This window comes from Rhizobium sp. A22-96, from assembly GCF_053521805.1.
In genome coordinates this window covers 258,091-273,326 of sequence record NZ_JBNWDQ010000007.1, presented here as the reverse complement: position 1 = coordinate 273,326, position 15,236 = coordinate 258,091, and the positions used below count along the sequence as shown (strand labels likewise).

Below are 15,236 nucleotides of genomic sequence, written 5' to 3'. Positions count from 1 at the left end.
CTCTACTGACGCACCAGGACGCTCACATGACGCCGAAAGAAGAGTGGTTGCAGTACAGCGGGTGGGTTTCAGGCAAGGAGGCCTGGTTGCGCGACAGAATTGCGTCTCTGTTCGATGTTGAGAATCCCAATGCAGCACAACAACAGCTCCTCCATATGGCCAGCCTGCGATTGACGCTTATGGATCTTCCGTCTGCAGCCTATCCAAATCAAGAACGAGAGCTGAAGGCTCTGGCCGAGGCCGAATTCGGGTTGCCACCCCAGGAGGATTACGCCGCTTCTTGATTTCGGCCTTCGTCGGTATCAGTTTGCGGACTTTGGATACAGTCCTTACCGATCCGGTGGTTGATCGCGACCTGCATCAGGGAAACTTGCGCGGGATCCGTCCGCGAGCGGTGCAAGCAGGCATTATTGCGTGGATCAAATCTGCAGCGAGGAAGCCCTATCTCGGCATTCTTCATGCAACGCGCTTGAACTGCCGATGGCCGGGTTGGGGGCATAGAACAAGATCTGCTCATATCATCCTGTAACGGCACGCAAGCCGTTGCTGAGGGCAGTGACATAGAGCACGAATATCAACAGGGCAAGGAGAGCGGGGCTGATCACAATCAGCATGCCAACAAGGCGGCGCCAATTGCGCCGTGTGACTAGATAGAGCGAGGGGGCGGCAACACAAAGGCCTGTCCAGGCGAGTGACAAGGCCACGATGTGGTCATCCATGAATTCATACGTGATCCAGCCCTGGTTGGTCCCAGGTGCCATCGCACCCAGTTGCAATTTTAGGTCACTGAGCTGAACTAGGCCGGTGACGTTGATCGCAAGGATTGCCAATCCCAGTAGCATGCCGCCACGCAAAGCGAAACGACGGCGTTCGAAGGGCAGGGTCTTCAAGGAGCTGCGCATGAAATTGCCTGTCAGGATTTCAATATATGGGCCCGGCATAACCAAATATGACGAAATCCCTACTCCAGATGCAATAGACCGCCTCGGCGGCGATGTCATTTCTCCGGCCTGGTTGTGCGACAAGATATGATCGCTGACCCTAATGTTTGTTCGCCTATATGCACCGGGCTGTGATGCAGGAACGCAATTGGTCATCGCAGCGGCCCAAACAGCAGGGCATGTGCTCTCCGGAATTGGGTTATAAAATCTCTCATCGTTGTTTGCTTGCGCCAGAGAGCCGCTGCCGATATAAAATAGATAGAACGATCAGTACGACATGTACGATACAGGCTGCGACCTGCCGCTGCGGGATACGTTGGTCTATCGGTCAATGACGGACTTGGGATGAGGCGCCGGTGAGCTCGAAAAAAGAGCAGCTTATCAAAGTTGCAACCGACCTGTTTTCAAGGCACGGCTTTCATCCCGTCGGCGTCGACCGAATTCTTGTCGAAGCCGGTGTCGCCCGCATGACGCTCTACAACCATTTCCCAGGTAAGGACGACCTGATCAGCGCTGTGCTTGAGCATCGTTATCAAGACATCATGGCCAGTCTTCGCGCATCTGTTGAGCCAACAGCATCGGCGAAGGAACAGCTGCATGCTATTTTCGCCTGGCATGAGGCATGGTTTGCCACTCCGGAATTTGCCGGCTGCCTTTTCGAGCGCGCGCTCGCGGAATTTGGAACCGACTATCCGAAGATCTCGACGATCGCCATTCAGTATAAGCAAACAATGACCGAATGGATGCGCGACATACTGAAGACCGTTTTGCCAGAGCAAGCAGCGGCACGCACTGCGTCAATCCTCATGATTCTGCTTGATGGCGCGACAATCGATGCTCGTGCCTTTCGCGATCCGACGATTGCAACAAGAGCGTGGAACGCAGCGGAGACGATTATACAGCAGGAAGTAGCGGCGGCCGCACCGAAGACGGTGCGGCACGGATGATGAACTGGGACGATCGTAGACTTCATCGCGATCGTTCCCTCAGCATTTTAGGCAGCGGACAGAAGAAGCATGGCGCCAATATCCTCGACCCGCATATTCAATTTTTCCACTCTCGACTTTCCCGAAAAAGACCGATTTCACGCCTGGGTGAAGGACAATCTCTGTGATTGCAGATTTCGGGATGGTGATCCTCTAGCCTTCAATGCGCGAGCAACCGGCGCGTCTCTCGGCCCCCTTATTCTATCCGGTAGAACGTGGCTTAATCAGCAGGGGAGTTCTGCATATGAAGTTCATCGAACACAACAGCACATCCGGACCGACGGTCATGATTTCTTTCGGTTCACGCTGGTCCTCAGCGGCCAACTTCTCTTTCGATGGACCAGTCCCCAATCCATCAAGACGGCTGGCGATCTGTTCGTTCTCGATGCTGCCCAAATCAACGAATCCGTGGTGGAGGCTGGCGATGTGATTTCCCTGGTGGTGCCGAGGGATCTCCTGCCAAGCCAGACGGAGCTCTTGCACGGACATACGCTGGCAACCGGCATAGGTCGTCTTATCGCAGACCATATGCTTTCGTTGTTCCAGAACCTTGCAAATCTGGGCGTGCACGAGATCCCCTATGTCGTCCAATCGACCCTTCAGCTCTTGGCGGCTGCGGTCTCTTCGACGCCGGATGTGCTCGCTGAGGCAGGTAGCCCTATTCGGGATATGCTGCGTAGCCGAATCCTGCGCCATATCGATGCGCATTTGCTGGATGCCAATCTCACGCCTGACGGCATTTGCCGAGATGTCGGGGTGTCGCGTGCAAAGCTCTATCAGTTGTTCGAAGGCAGCGGCGGCGTCATGCGGCAAATACAGCGCAAGAGATTGCGTCGTGCCTATCAGATGCTGGCAGATCCCAACCGTCCGCAGCCGCATATCGCCGAGGTTGCCTGGCGTCACGGTTTCTCGAACGAGAAATACTTCTTCCGCCTATTCAAAGCCGAGTTTGGCCACACACCCGGTGAGACGCTGGATAACATTCGCGCCTCTGTGTTGAAGCAGACTGTTCCTCGACACCGTCCCGAGGACGCCAATCTGCCCTCGGGCTGGACGTTGCCTTTCGGCACACCCGATCATTGAGACCATCGAGCAGCCAATCGCATCGGAGATTGCGCTATCCACTCATTTGGCGAACGGATTGGTGTTTCTGTCCCACTCGAGAGGATTGCCGCCCGCTGCCGGCTGCGGGGCCGGCGCACTCTGCTGACTGGCGCCATTTCCGCCATCACCGTCTGATTTCGGCTGGAATCTGGGTGAAAAGTGCGGCAGCAGCAAGCGCGCCCAGGAACGATTGATCTTGGCGGCTTCGTCCGGACAGCGCGCGGCCCGCTCCTTGGGCAACATCCCGTTGTCAACGATTGCGCCATTGTCTTGCGGGTCTAGCCCGTAGACCATGCAGAGCAGATTGAAGTAGCGCTGTGCGTCGAGCGAATGTTCGTCAGCGAACGATGCAACATCCGGGCTTCCGGACGACTGGCTGTTAACCTTGAACCAGACCGACGCCAGTTGCAGGACACGCGCGATGTCGTTCTTGTTCTCGCTGTCGTCCACATGGGCGAGCAGCATGACCGAGGCGAGCTGATCGACCGAATCCTCTTCGCGGCCAACGGCGGGAAGATCCAGCAGATCGATCAGTGCATGTCCGGACTCGTGCAGCAGGATGAAGCGGAGGTTGTCGCGCACGAACTCGATCGTCAAAGCCTTGGGGTCGGAGGCGCCCTTCGAGAGAGCCTGACCCATTTGCAACAGGCTGTCGATCATCTCGTAACAAAGAAAGACCGCGCCGTTCTTCTTGTCATAGAACGCGTTGATCGTGTTGCATTGCCGGGTGACGTAGTGCAGGGGACGCGGCGTCACGAAGAGACCGTCGAGGCCGTCGATTTCCGGAATATTCAGGAATAGATGGGTGTCGACGGCCCACTGGTAGGCATAGTTGAACTTGGAGTCTTCCGGCGGGAAATAGTGATAGACGAAACGCAATCCCTTGCCATCCGACGTGACGAGCGAACCATCCGTAGGCGGCGGAAGCGCGCCCTCCTTCTGCTCCGTCAGACCATCTTTGCCGCCGGATTGAGAAGTCTGATTACCAGCCTGGCCATCATTCTGCTGCGATTGAGCCTGCGTATCGGCTGGCTGACCTCCCGAACCACTGCCGCTTGCGGGGCCGTTCTCGCCTGAGGAAGCGCCCTGGCCATCGGCGCCGGCGAGATTGGCAAGCTGCACCAAGGTCGGATAGCTCGGATCGCCGTCGGCTGAATTATCGCCAAAAGGATAGAAGCTGTTGGAGATGAGTACGGAAATGTTGTCGACGACCTTGCTGGCCTCGGTTGCGGTCCAGCTCAGGTCGTAACCGCGTATGTCGTTGCCCTTCTGCTCGAAGCGGGAATAGAATTTTCGATCTCCCGCCGTACCCGACAGGATAAACCAGTTCGGCCGCTTGAGCTGATAGGTGACCGTGCTGCCCTGCTCATTGGAAAGGCTCTTGAACAGCGCGTCGATGTGGCCCGGACCGGAATTTGGAAAATGCGCAGTCTTCAGGGTGAGCGCGCCGTCAGCGGTTTGAAGGGTCTCGCCGCCGAGGGTGTTGTCCTGCCGTTCCGTGAGCAGCGCTGCTGGATAAGAGATGGTTACGCCGGCCTTGGAGCCGTCCAGAGGGCGCCACTGCAGTTGCTTGCGCAAGTCGAGGGCCGCGCCACCCAGTTCCAGGGCATCCCGGGCAGAAAGCTTGCCAGTTGAAGGCCGCTTGTGATCGCCCTGATAGCTTGCGATGGCATTACGGCTGCTCTGCCCGAAAGAGCCGTCTGCGAAGCCGTTGTAGTAGCCAAGCACAATCAATCCTTCCTGGCTAAGGCGCGTCTCCCAGATGTTAAGCGTATTCTCGATCGATTCCGCGCTGTTGAGATCGAGTCGAGATGTGCCTTGGTTCGAGGTTTGTGCGAGTGCGGGCCGGACCAAGGCGGACAACGGGAGGGCAAGGAGAAAAGCCAGGGCGACGATTGCGTTTCTGGAAGAGTAGCGCTTCGGGGTGACGTTCATTTTGCGCGGGCTCCGGTTCTCGGGATGGATGGCCAAAGGGATGGGGAGGGCGCCGACATCATTGAACCGGCACGGTTTTCAGCAGCAGCACGTCGATATCGCGATCGGGCTGGTAGTTCTTGATATCGAGCTCGAACTGGGTCGGACTGATCTTCTTCACGCCATTGCCGCAGAAAGAGACCAACGTCTTTGGATCGCCCTTATCGACAATCAGCTTGAAATCGCCGATCGGTCCTGCCCAATTGCCGCCGGACGTGATGACATAGGACAGATATTGCTCGAAAGCCTGGAACGTCGTCGCGTTGTCATCAGCGACCTTTTTGTAGAGGCCGCGCGCCGCCTTCATGAAGGCTTCGTCGGTGCAGAACCGCTCGCGATAGAACTTCAGCTGATCCTCCCCCATGTCAGGCGAGCCAAGCGATAGCGAGGATTGACTGCCGACGATAGGGACATAGGTCTGCTGGACGATCAGATCCCTCCCTCTGGGAAAGGTCTGGTTCCGCCAATATTTCGATTTCAGCGTCCAGAGCGGATAAAGGGTTGTTGCCTCTCCGGTGTAGTCGCTTCCGCCCGAATCGAGGATATTCGCGTCCACTAGGTCCTTGCGCTGCGCGTCCGTCAGGCGGCCAATCGCTGCCTCGGTCGCCTCGGAAGTCGGCACCAGGGGGATGTGCAGGGCCTTGAGCTTGTCGGTGATTTCCACATCGGGCTTGCCATCGGCCGTCAGAAACGCCCGCTGCTCGAGCTGCGAGGGAGCGGGTTGGCCGTCGACAATGGTCTGGAATTTCATGAAATTATCGCTCGCCGGGTCGGGAACGACCGTGGTGGAGTTGGAGCCGCCGCCCGGAAATGCCGGCATCGGGAAAGCGATGGTCGTCGAATAGTCCGCGTCTGTCAGGTTGCGGAAGCGGTAGGAGATCCGGATACCGGTTGTGGAGAGATATAGCTCCTCTGAGACGAGCGCGATCTTGTCCGTCTTCTGAAGGACGAGGCCACCGGCTCCCAAGGTCGCCGAGCTGTCATCGGCGAGAGCGGGAGTGGACAGGAGCAAGAGGGCTCCACAGGCGAACGGGGTAAAGCGCATTCTGGTTCTCTTCGGGTGGGGCAAGTGCCGGGTTGGCTTCTGTGGGGGCTTCAGGATCCGTTCTTGCGATAGGTTAGGCCGTCGAATGTGTAGATCTCGCCGGACTTGGCGTTCCTGGCATCACCATTGACGAACATATCGTGGAACTCGCCATGCAGGCCGCGCTCGGCTTTTACCGCGTGACGGAAGGCGCTGAAGACCACGCTTGCCTTGCCTGTGGGCGCAACGGATACGATCCACACCGGCCCCGTCCCTCCGCCCGCATCACAGCGGTTCGAGGTCGTCACAAACCAGGTCTTGCTGGTCGCCGACAGCGACGGCAACATCTCCCTTCCGGTCAGCTTGCAGATCGGTGGATAGTTGGGATCGTGTTTGATGGCCTCGGTGACGTCAGGAGAAGGCGGAACCATTCCGATATCGTCGATCGACCAGACGCCCGGCCAACCGGTACCGGGTGGGGGCGGGGCGGCATCAGTCGCAGGTACTGGCGTCCCGTTCTTGGCTATGACATTGCCGGCAAGCTCGAAGCCGGTGATGATCTCCTCTGGCACAGTCCCAGCCTCGAGCACGAATTTACCCGCTTGCGAACGCCAGATGGCGACACTCGATTGTTCATCGCCCCCGCCGGCGCTTCTCGTATAGGTGACGCGTACGCGATCGGGTGGCGGCAAGCCGGTTTCGGCCCTGCTCGTTACGGTCACGGCTTTGCTGTCGTCTTCTTCCGCGCCGCTATTGCTCCAGCCGGTCGGAACCATGCCGAGGGAGACGATGCTGCCGTTGCGGAACACATAAAAGTCAGTCAAATCATTGGAATAGCCCTGCTGAGATATCCCGCCATTCACCATCATCCCATCGTCGGCTCCGAAATGCGCGGCATTAATATCGCCCACATTGCCCAATGCGCCATTGCTCTCGGCGAAATCGCGCTTGACCGTGACGAGCCGCAGCGCACTTCCCGACTCCCGGAAGAAATAGGCTGACAGACTGGAGCCCTGATCGAGCCCACTTTCGCCCGGCTCTGTCGCAATCGCTGTGATCAGGACCCGACTGCCGGTAAACGTCATAAGAGCCGCAAGCGAGATGCATTTTTCGGAAGAGCCTTCGGCGCGAAAGCGTGCGTTTTTCCCGAAAGCAAGGGTCTCTGCCATGCGCATGTCGGTGTTGTCTGCGAGCACGTCGCGGACATCCTCGCACAATGGTGCCTGGGCTTTGCTTGGATGGTCATCACCCGATGCGCCGCGAGCCGTCGCTCCCCATAGGCCGATCATGGTGGAAAGCGCCATACCGCCGGTGATGGGCAGCAAAGCTGTAAGGCTCCATTTGCGGCAGCTCGTTTCCGTCATTGGCCCATGCATCCGTCACCAACGCACAGAGCCGTCCTATTCATCACGCCCATGTCGTTGGGTGCGATCTCAAGAGGTAAGCCCGTCATCCGTTCCCTCTCATTCCAACGCTGTCAGCACACTCCAGCCCGCAGGCAAATTCTCCTACCGCGCAATGGACTCCGATTGTCTGGGAGCGAAGCTCAAGTTGAGCGACTTGCCAGGATCCTCGGACAGTTGTGAGGCCTGCCCAGGCACGGCATCGCCGGCATCAAGACGCAGCACCGACAAGGCGTTTATCAGAGCGTATTCGCGACACCGATATCTCTGCGTCCGCCATAAGTGTACATCCGTCTATATTTTCCAAAGCCGTCTTTGCGGCTGGCCGGCAACTCCCGCGTGCCGTAAATGAGCGGAGACGAATTGACTGTGTGAGGTCAAAATCGGATCAACTCGCATGCGAGCCCTGAATGTATGAGTGGGCCTGCATTCGCGATGAGTATGGAGGATCGGCGCTCGGAGCGAGCCCAACCCATGAACGCCTTATCTCGTTGAAAGGATATCAGCATGAATGTTTGGCGTGGAGCCCTTTGCCGCGTGTCTTTATCCGTTCTGGCGCTATCGATTCCGACGCTTGTCTTGGCGGCCGAGCAAAAGATTGATTGCTTCGGCTTCGAGGCTGTGGATGACGATCCATTCGCAGTCCAGCTTTATGAGATCAAGCCAGGGGATAAGGTCGAGGTTCAGTGCCCGGAAAAATCGGTGTTCTGCAACAAGGGCGCCTTTCTGTTGCCGGGCGATCAGGTCGTTGTAAGCCGGGTCGATGGCGACCGCGCCTGCGCCGAATATCTCAATCCTGCGAAGCGACCCGAGAATGATGAAACTGCCGGCTGGTTGCCGCTGGCACGGCTTGCCCCAGTATCGCCGGCGCCCAACTGGGTCGGACGATGGGGTGACAGCGAAACGACGATCATCGCCAAGCAAAAAGGCGATAAGATCCGCATCGACGCCGAAGCCAATCTGCAATTCGGCAACGGTGAGGAAGGAGGACAGTTTGCCGCCCTCGTCGATGGAAAGCAGTCTCAAGTCAAATTCGGCTACCAATCTGGCGACGACGGCAAGCCGGAAAAGCTTCTTCCCTATCAGGACAAGACCATACCTGGCCTTTGCCAGGTCAAGATGGCGCAACTCGGACGCTATCTCGTCGTCGGCGACAATCATATGTGCGGTGGTATCAACGTCAGCTTTTCCAGCGTCTATCGCCGGGTCGATGAGACGGCCACAGCAGATAAAACTAGAGCCTCGAAATCGTCTGCAGTGCAGAAACAGATCAATGCGCTACGCCCGTCCTACAAGGCCTGTCTCGACAGATCCGAAGGCGTTACCGTCGCCATGCGGGACTGTGCCGGCACGGAGCATACATATCAGGATGATCGTCTCAATCGAGCGTACCGTGCGCTACGGGCAAAGCTCGATCAGGTCAGCGCGACGCAACTGCGTGACGAACAGCGGAGTTGGATTGCCGAACGCGACAAGCAATGTGCTGTAGACAGCGACGGCGGCACAGCCGCCTTGGTCGTGGCCGACGATTGCTCGGTGCAGACGACGGCCAAACGCGCCGCGGAGCTTGAGAGCCGGCTTCCGCGATAAGGGATATCGAGGTGATCCATGATGAGCCGGCCCATTACGGGGCTGGCGCAATCCCCGGCAGCGCGTAGCCGCGATCGAGCGTTCCATCGAAGGCCGTGCCGTGACAGGCCATTGAATAGCGCTCCCAGGTGTAGTTCGTGATGATGGAGTGTCGCTCGGGATCCGTGTGCCGAGACTCGTACCCTACTTCCGCCTCGTAGGTGGCCTGTTCACCTTCGTCTTGCAACACGCCTTTCGTATAAACCAGAACCTGGCGTGTCCCGCCAGCAGGGTTTGCGACAGGCGCGGGCATGGCCATGGCGCTCAGTTGCTGATGTGTGGCTTCCAGATAGGCCACGCATGCCGCGAAATTTGCGAAGGGGCCGGCCGAAATAGGCTCGGCCGGGAGCGATCCGCTTGCCAGAGCCGTACCGGTCGCGAGAAAGATGCCCACAAGCGCGGTGCCGAGCATAGCGGCCAGGCGGCCGCTGACGATTGTCCGGCTTGCTTTTTCATCAGTCATCGGAATCGAGAGCCTCCGCCCAATTCTTTCGCATCTCGGCAAGACGGTCGGTGTAGGCCGACTTGAGGCATTGGGCATCCTTGCAGGCGTCCCTTACGGTCTCCCGCCAATGCTTTTGCTCCTTGCCGGCGGGATCGATCACCTGGCCCGTCTCGCCGTCGTGGCCGGCGGTTTCGCCTTCGATTTTGTCGAACAATACATTCATCTTGTCGTCGAGCTTCGATAGGTGAGAATCCGTACAGATCAACTTCTCCACGTGGCTTTTGGCGTATTTGCAATTGAAACCGGCTGCCTGCACTTGGTTCGTGAAGGCCGACAGTATGCAAAGACCCACAGACATCGCCAGCAGGCGATTGGGAGCCGATCGTCCTACGTTCATCGTGTTGCCTCGCTGTTGGAAAAAGCAGCTCATTGCACGGGCGGATAGGTTGGGCTGGTCAGGCATTGGTCGAACCAGGTTGCGTCGGATTCCTCGAGCGGCCATGCGCCTTCGACATCCAGCTTGGGGAAATCGGTCTTCAGCGCTGGAAGGTGTTGGTCCGCGCCGGGGTCCCGCGTCCAACCGGTTTTCTGGCTGTCGTTGCAGATATCCCCCGATTGGTCGCTGCAAATGGCCGAAGCCTTGGCCTTGTCGCCCTCGATGGTGCTGACGGCGTAATATTCATAGAGCGACCAGGTCGCCCATTCGGTGCTGAGGCTGCAAAGGCGGTCTTTGTTGCGGACATGCATCGCGCCGTAGCACTGATAGGAGTAGCTCGAGTCATCCTTGTCGTTGGGAACGAACTCGCAGCGCGTATCGAAGCCGGTGAACTCGCCGCCCGTATACTTCGCAAGAAAGCGCCTCTGCTCCTGAGCCTGCGCGACAAACCCTTTGTCCGATCGGTCGCTCAGTCGAGCGGTGCGTGCCGTCATGGCGCGGCGTATCTCGCTGAGGGGTATGACGGCTCCATCCGAGCCACCGCCGAGGCCCTCGTTGCGCGCGGCAATCCAGCGGCGTTGGCTATTGACCAGCATGGCACGGACTTCAGGATCCGGCACCGTCTTGAGGAGGGCCGCATAGGCTTGTCCCATGGCCGTGTCGGCCGCCTTTAGGCCCGCATTGCCGCAAATTTTCTTGTCGATAGGGTCAATCGCCTTGGTGCAGTCGATGGCAAAGGCCGGCGTTGCAATGCCAAATCCGAGGAACGTCACCAGGCCAGCGATCGACAGCTGGATTTTTGCCTTGGATGAATGGCCAGACATGGTGATGCGTGCTCCTCTGTTTCTTCCGCCGCATTGTGTGGCCGGGTGATATCTCGCCCTCGACAGCGCAGGGCGGTTGTCGAAAGTACCATCGCGGTCTTGGCGCTATTCGCAAATAGCTCGATATCGTTGTTGGTTGTACGAGATTTCGGAAATCTGAACGTCCGTGCACCTGTAATGGACGATACTGCACCGCCTCGCCTACCGGGTAGGCATCATGAAGGTCAGGCAAGATCCCGCGCCATGTAGGTGAGCGCCTGCATGCTTGCCTCGCCCAGCAGGCATTACAAGCGTGGCCCTGACCAAAGCCAGCCGTCGAGCGGCTCGCCGTTGTTTTCCATCTGGCTTGCTTTCACGCAACGTATCGCTGAGCCCGATTCGGACGGTGCCGATCAGTTGTTGTGTCGGCAAGCGGACAGTATCCGTTCGTTGCATTCGGATGTGGGCGGCTCTCGCCTCAGATGTTCGAGATACCAAAGGAGTAGTAGGCTGCAGAAGTTATTTGATCCGCCGATTCCTGCAAGAAATCAGTTGAATTTGTTGGTTCCGAAAACGGCTTTTTCTCGAGCGATTTCAATCTCCTTTGAGAGGGAGGATTCGCTATCCGTCTGAGGTCAATGGCTTATTTTTGCGCCGGCGCAAGATGCGTCCGAGGTTCCAAACTCATCAAGACCTCCGCCTCTCAAACGCACACCGGCAACTCACCATGGATGCCCTATGATCATTGAAGTCGGCTTGGGTTGCATCGGGTGTCTGGAGACGATGAGGCTTCGGACACGATCAGTAATCTCGCTCCCCTAAGAGCTCATCGGTAATGTCCCTGCCTCGTGCAAAAACCCCTAGAATGATGACTTCTTCTTCGCGTACCGCGAACGCCACGCTGACGCTGCGTCGGTAACCGATAATGCGCAGGTTAGGGATGGAGCTTTCTCGCACAGTGCCGCGTTCCGGGAACGTTTCGAGTGCCTCGATGAAGGTGATCACTTCGTCCAGAAAGTTGCTGGCGGTGCGAGTGCCTGCGTCACGAGAGATTTCGGCAAAGAGGCTGTCGAGCTCCGCCTCCGCCTTGGGATGGTAGATGACGCGGTAGGCCATACCCTATTTGGGTTCCGTAGTACGATTCTGATGCTTGGCCTGAAATCGGGCGCGGACGGTTTCAGCTGGAATCCCGATAGACGGATACTTGACGAGCTCATCGAAGCGGGCCGGAATTTCCTTATTGAGCCACTGTTCACGCGCAGCCTCGTAATCCTCCAGCAGCCGCAGGCCTGCGCGAACGACTTCGCTGGCATTATTGTAGCGCCCGGATTCTAGCTGCTTTTTCACGAACTCCTCGTAGTGATTTCCGATCGCAACGTTCGGCATGAATATCTCCTTCGTTGGAACCAGTATGAATGACACATTTAATTGTAGCAATAGATGTCAGTTTTTGACAATCGCCTTTTCGTCTGCATCCGCCCAATTGAGCAGTTGCCGTGTTGGTCAGAATGGAAGTCACGAGTTCGCGGTGTTGATTTCCACGAGAGAATGATCCGATTTCTCACTTTGCGATGACCCATATCGGAACTCTTAATCCTTTGTAGTAATTTGATTTTCTGCGATCTAATGGTAGCAGCGATGGTGGGAAAAACGGTCAATTCACAGCGAAAATCAACAATCTTGCCAAAACTCGTATTTGACTTGCCACTTTTGAGTTGTCGCTGCGAGGCACGAATGGCGAGGCAAAGGCTTCCCTCAAATCTCCTCCAATAACCGTTGTGCCAAAATATCAGAGGCGACCGGCGTGTTGATTTCCACCCCAGTTTGTCCCCCTGTTTGCATTTCGAAGTTGCCCAAGGTTCTGTCTGATATGTGAAACCTTTCAGGGCTATGCGACCGAGAAGTTGGGTTAGCGCGAAACGGAAAAATGGGTCAAATCGTTGCGCAACTTAACACCGATAGCTTTCCCGACAATTTTTTCAGAGTGACCCGCCCCATAGTTCGAAGCCGTATCGAAGAAGCGGATACCGAGATCGGCGGCACGATGAAGGGCGCGGATCGACTCACCGTCCTCGACCTCTTCCCAGCCCAGTGGCACATCGCCTGCGTAGAACGGTCCGCAACGGCATACCGTTCTTCGAACGAAATGCGCCAACCGGTTCGACCCACCACGCCATATTTTTCAATAGGATATGACTGTAAATCTCACGATAGCAATGGTAAGGAAGCTTTACGAATGGCTTCTTGGCTCCGGGTGTCTTTTGATCACTACACAGCAACAGATCGGAATTGATGCGCCGCCGCTGACGGAGAGTGCGCGGGCGGTGCTACGGACGATTGCGGGTACGGGGCCTGCCACCCGACCCCAATTGAGCGCCGCGCTGATGTTCTCCAAACCAACCATGTCGGCAGCCGTCAGCGAACTCGAGCGCCACGATCTTGTTGCTCCGGCAGGCGTCAATCGCGGATCGGTCGGCCGAACATCGATCACTTACGGGCTCGGTCCAAAGGCCGGCTTTGTCGTTGGCATCGATTGCGGCACGACCCATATCAACGCGATTGCCCGCGGCCTTGACGGGGCGACGCTGGCAACAGCAGGAAAACAACTGGTCGACAAATCCGCCGCTGAACGGTTCCTGCTGATCGAGGATGTCGTCGAACAGCTGCTGTTGCAGTTCGAAGCTCGAGCGACGCCGCTCCGCGCCCTGGTCATCGCACTTCCCAATATCATTTCTGCGTCACTGGAGAGGATGTTTGGGCGCGAGACACTGCTTCCCATTCTGGAACGGCTGCAGTCCAGTTATCGTGCGCCGGTACTCCTGGAGAACAACGTTAATTGCGCAGCCCTTGCCGAATATCACGAGGGAGCGGCAAAGCAGCATTCGTTTGCGATCTACATGCAGATCGGTGTGAAGACCGGCATGGGTATCGTCCTTGATGGACGCCTCTTCCGCGGCTTCAGGGGCGGCGCAGGCGAGATCGGTCATCTGCCGTTTCCCTGGTCCGAGCAGGAGCGGCCAAAGTGGCAGCACGTGGAAACCTATATGGGGTCAGCCGCATTGCTGGAACGTGCTGCAGCAAGTTGGCGCCCCGAAGAAGGCAAGCCGCCTGAAAGCACCAGCGATCTCTTTGCTCGCGTCGAGCAATCCCCGACCGCGCGCGCCATTGTCGAGCAGCATGCCCGCGATGTCGGAAACCTGGCGGCGGCCTGCGTGAGCGTGCTCGATCCGCAATTGATCGTGCTTGGCGGCGGCGTTGGGCAAAATCCACAACTGCTGCCGGGTGTCAGAGATGTCGTGAAAGAATTATGCTGGCCGGTGGAAGTGGTCAGCGGCCAACTGTCAAACCAGGCAACGGTTCTCGGCGCCGTGCGTCTCGCCATCGATTTTGCCATGGCCAGGTTGCTGGGAGAGGAAGGTAAGCCTGCCTTCCTCTATCCTGGGACACTGACAGTGGATCAGATCAGCCTTTGAAGAAACTCAGATGTCACGCTTGGTATCGGTCTGGCGGTAACGAAATTCGCAGACCGGTAGACCTGCGTCTTCCGATAGTGTTGCAATGAGCAATTGCGCCGGAATGGCTTGCAGGATTGCGTCACCAATCCCGTCCGAGAAGGCCGGAACGTGAATGACCACCAGATTGTCTGCATCGGCGACATCGGCATGTGAGGTCACCAGAACCGAGGGGATGCCAAAGCCGGCGAGATCCTGCGCCAGCTTGACCTCTCGCCCGTTGCCGAACAGCAGCACGCCGCTATCCCGGTCGTTCGGCTCCATCGGTCCATGCAGGAAGTTGAGCGTATCCCAGTCCTGGGCCGCCACGCGTGCTGCCTCGCGGATGAGAAGTGCTGCGTAGCCGGCCGTGCCGAAAGCAACGCCTGCTCCGACACAGTCGATGGATTTCTTGGCCGCGAGAAGCCTGGCGCCCTTGTCCGCCTGGGCGCGCGTCGTCTTCAAGATAGCCCCGGCGCGAGCCGATATCTCGGTCCAGTTCGTTGTGGAGGGACGTCCAGCTCTGTCGGCAATTAACGCCGCTGTGAGCAGTGAGCCAAGATAGCTTGTTGTGTTCGGACCGCTGTCGGCGCCGCTATCGGTCGCGACCATATGTTTGACGACGCGGGAAATCGGCGTGCCATCCGCCTTGGCGATGCCATAGGAGTGCGCGTTGGGGCGAAGCTCCATGGCCCGGGCGGGCTCTTCGCTGCGGCCTGATGCCGAAAAGGCGATATAGGCACTCCCGGCGTCGATGGACGGATCATAAAGATCGGTGCCTGGCAAGGCAAAGGCCCGGATACCCTGCGCGCGCATTTGTGCAGCAGCCGCGACAGCCGCATAGAGGCTTGCGCCGATCCCGAGGAGGACCGTCGGACCAATGCTTACGGGCTTGAGGTCGAGCATTTCCAGCCGCTTCGAAACGGCGTCGAAGCAGGCTTTCAGGGCGGCTGGCTGAAGCGCGATCGCTTCGCGATAAGGCACTCTTTCTGTCATGATC

The 15,236-nt window shown here is 57.8% G+C and carries 15 protein-coding genes and 1 pseudogene; 5 read left to right on the top strand and 11 right to left on the bottom strand.

Translation table 11 applies throughout. From position 1 onward, the window contains the following. Nucleotides 1–26 precede the first annotated feature (26 nt). Complete coding sequence (locus tag ACQZ6F_RS28460) at nucleotides 27–284, top strand: hypothetical protein (protein ID WP_449095069.1); 258 nt, start codon at nucleotides 27–29, stop codon at nucleotides 282–284. A gap of 234 nt (nucleotides 285–518) precedes the next feature. Here the strand turns inward: ACQZ6F_RS28460 and ACQZ6F_RS28455 are convergent, their stop codons facing one another. Next, on the bottom strand, nucleotides 519–902 hold the full coding sequence (locus tag ACQZ6F_RS28455; RefSeq protein WP_449095070.1) for a hypothetical protein: 384 nt from the start codon (nucleotides 900–902) through the stop codon (nucleotides 519–521). A 395-nt stretch (nucleotides 903–1,297) separates the two neighbouring features. Here ACQZ6F_RS28455 and ACQZ6F_RS28450 point away from each other — a divergent pair, with 395 nt between their 5' ends. Together ACQZ6F_RS28450 and ACQZ6F_RS28445 are read left to right on the top strand one after the other, a co-directional pair. After that, a complete protein-coding gene (locus tag ACQZ6F_RS28450; protein WP_449095071.1) occupies nucleotides 1,298–1,888 on the top strand; it encodes a TetR/AcrR family transcriptional regulator in 591 nt (196 codons plus the stop codon). Between the two features lie 69 nt (nucleotides 1,889–1,957). Continuing rightward, nucleotides 1,958–3,010 (top strand): helix-turn-helix domain-containing protein, encoded by a 1,053-nt coding sequence (locus tag ACQZ6F_RS28445; protein WP_449095072.1) that lies wholly within the window; start codon nucleotides 1,958–1,960, stop codon nucleotides 3,008–3,010. A gap of 42 nt (nucleotides 3,011–3,052) precedes the next feature. On the opposite strand, the gene ACQZ6F_RS28440 is transcribed toward ACQZ6F_RS28445, so the two are convergent. From ACQZ6F_RS28440 to ACQZ6F_RS28430, 3 genes are read right to left on the bottom strand one after another with little or no spacing between them, the layout of a single operon-like run. Continuing rightward, nucleotides 3,053–4,966: a DUF4344 domain-containing metallopeptidase gene (locus ACQZ6F_RS28440; protein WP_449095073.1), complete on the bottom strand. Its 1,914-nt coding sequence runs from the start codon at nucleotides 4,964–4,966 to the stop codon at nucleotides 3,053–3,055. A gap of 58 nt (nucleotides 4,967–5,024) precedes the next feature. Next, nucleotides 5,025–6,050, bottom strand: a complete 1,026-nt coding sequence (locus ACQZ6F_RS28435; protein ID WP_449095074.1) for a DUF4424 family protein — start codon at nucleotides 6,048–6,050, stop codon at nucleotides 5,025–5,027. A gap of 50 nt (nucleotides 6,051–6,100) precedes the next feature. Next, complete coding sequence (locus ACQZ6F_RS28430; RefSeq protein ID WP_449095075.1) at nucleotides 6,101–7,393, bottom strand: hypothetical protein; 1,293 nt, start codon at nucleotides 7,391–7,393, stop codon at nucleotides 6,101–6,103. Between the two features lie 546 nt (nucleotides 7,394–7,939). On the opposite strand from ACQZ6F_RS28430, the gene ACQZ6F_RS28425 reads away from it, so the two are divergent. After that, nucleotides 7,940–9,022: a lysozyme inhibitor LprI family protein gene (locus ACQZ6F_RS28425; RefSeq protein WP_449095076.1), complete on the top strand. Its 1,083-nt coding sequence runs from the start codon at nucleotides 7,940–7,942 to the stop codon at nucleotides 9,020–9,022. A gap of 34 nt (nucleotides 9,023–9,056) precedes the next feature. Here the strand turns inward: ACQZ6F_RS28425 and ACQZ6F_RS28420 are convergent, their stop codons facing one another. The 6 genes and pseudogenes from ACQZ6F_RS28420 to ACQZ6F_RS28395 all read right to left on the bottom strand — a co-directional run. Then, complete coding sequence (locus ACQZ6F_RS28420; RefSeq protein ID WP_449095077.1) at nucleotides 9,057–9,524, bottom strand: hypothetical protein; 468 nt, start codon at nucleotides 9,522–9,524, stop codon at nucleotides 9,057–9,059. Next, nucleotides 9,517–9,903 (bottom strand): lysozyme inhibitor LprI family protein, encoded by a 387-nt coding sequence (locus tag ACQZ6F_RS28415; protein ID WP_449095078.1) that lies wholly within the window; start codon nucleotides 9,901–9,903, stop codon nucleotides 9,517–9,519. Before ACQZ6F_RS28415 ends, ACQZ6F_RS28420 begins: the two co-directional genes overlap by 8 nt. Nucleotides 9,904–9,932: 29 nt before the next feature. Next, on the bottom strand, nucleotides 9,933–10,766 hold the full coding sequence (locus tag ACQZ6F_RS28410; protein ID WP_449095079.1) for a lysozyme inhibitor LprI family protein: 834 nt from the start codon (nucleotides 10,764–10,766) through the stop codon (nucleotides 9,933–9,935). Between the two features lie 780 nt (nucleotides 10,767–11,546). Beyond that, a complete protein-coding gene (locus tag ACQZ6F_RS28405) occupies nucleotides 11,547–11,861 on the bottom strand; it encodes a type II toxin-antitoxin system RelE/ParE family toxin (protein ID WP_449095080.1) in 315 nt (104 codons plus the stop codon). Nucleotides 11,862–11,864: 3 nt separating this feature from the next. Continuing rightward, nucleotides 11,865–12,131: a type II toxin-antitoxin system ParD family antitoxin gene (locus ACQZ6F_RS28400; protein WP_449095081.1), complete on the bottom strand. Its 267-nt coding sequence runs from the start codon at nucleotides 12,129–12,131 to the stop codon at nucleotides 11,865–11,867. A 568-nt stretch (nucleotides 12,132–12,699) separates the two neighbouring features. Beyond that, a pseudogene (locus ACQZ6F_RS28395) lies at nucleotides 12,700–12,864 on the bottom strand (aldo/keto reductase); the annotation flags it as partial. Nucleotides 12,865–13,006: 142 nt separating this feature from the next. Here ACQZ6F_RS28395 and ACQZ6F_RS28390 point away from each other — a divergent pair. Then, complete coding sequence (locus ACQZ6F_RS28390) at nucleotides 13,007–14,218, top strand: ROK family transcriptional regulator (RefSeq protein WP_449095082.1); 1,212 nt, start codon at nucleotides 13,007–13,009, stop codon at nucleotides 14,216–14,218. A gap of 6 nt (nucleotides 14,219–14,224) precedes the next feature. Here the strand turns inward: ACQZ6F_RS28390 and ACQZ6F_RS28385 are convergent, their stop codons facing one another. Next, nucleotides 14,225–15,232 (bottom strand): SIS domain-containing protein, encoded by a 1,008-nt coding sequence (locus tag ACQZ6F_RS28385; protein ID WP_449095083.1) that lies wholly within the window; start codon nucleotides 15,230–15,232, stop codon nucleotides 14,225–14,227. Between the last annotated feature and the right edge of the window lie 4 nt (nucleotides 15,233–15,236).

Coding starts and splice junctions, on each gene's coding strand:
- ACQZ6F_RS28460 (WP_449095069.1), top strand. CDS start 27: ATGACGCCGAAAGAAGAGTGGTTGCAGTACAGCGGGTGGGTTTCAGGC.
- ACQZ6F_RS28455 (WP_449095070.1), bottom strand. CDS start 902: ATGCGCAGCTCCTTGAAGACCCTGCCCTTCGAACGCCGTCGTTTCGCT.
- ACQZ6F_RS28445 (WP_449095072.1), top strand. CDS start 1,958: ATGGCGCCAATATCCTCGACCCGCATATTCAATTTTTCCACTCTCGAC.
- ACQZ6F_RS28440 (WP_449095073.1), bottom strand. CDS start 4,966: ATGAACGTCACCCCGAAGCGCTACTCTTCCAGAAACGCAATCGTCGCC.
- ACQZ6F_RS28435 (WP_449095074.1), bottom strand. CDS start 6,050: ATGCGCTTTACCCCGTTCGCCTGTGGAGCCCTCTTGCTCCTGTCCACT.
- ACQZ6F_RS28430 (WP_449095075.1), bottom strand. CDS start 7,393: ATGACGGAAACGAGCTGCCGCAAATGGAGCCTTACAGCTTTGCTGCCC.
- ACQZ6F_RS28425 (WP_449095076.1), top strand. CDS start 7,940: ATGAATGTTTGGCGTGGAGCCCTTTGCCGCGTGTCTTTATCCGTTCTG.
- ACQZ6F_RS28420 (WP_449095077.1), bottom strand. CDS start 9,524: ATGACTGATGAAAAAGCAAGCCGGACAATCGTCAGCGGCCGCCTGGCC.
- ACQZ6F_RS28415 (WP_449095078.1), bottom strand. CDS start 9,903: ATGAACGTAGGACGATCGGCTCCCAATCGCCTGCTGGCGATGTCTGTG.
- ACQZ6F_RS28410 (WP_449095079.1), bottom strand. CDS start 10,766: ATGTCTGGCCATTCATCCAAGGCAAAAATCCAGCTGTCGATCGCTGGC.
- ACQZ6F_RS28405 (WP_449095080.1), bottom strand. CDS start 11,861: ATGGCCTACCGCGTCATCTACCATCCCAAGGCGGAGGCGGAGCTCGAC.
- ACQZ6F_RS28400 (WP_449095081.1), bottom strand. CDS start 12,131: ATGCCGAACGTTGCGATCGGAAATCACTACGAGGAGTTCGTGAAAAAG.
- ACQZ6F_RS28385 (WP_449095083.1), bottom strand. CDS start 15,232: ATGACAGAAAGAGTGCCTTATCGCGAAGCGATCGCGCTTCAGCCAGCC.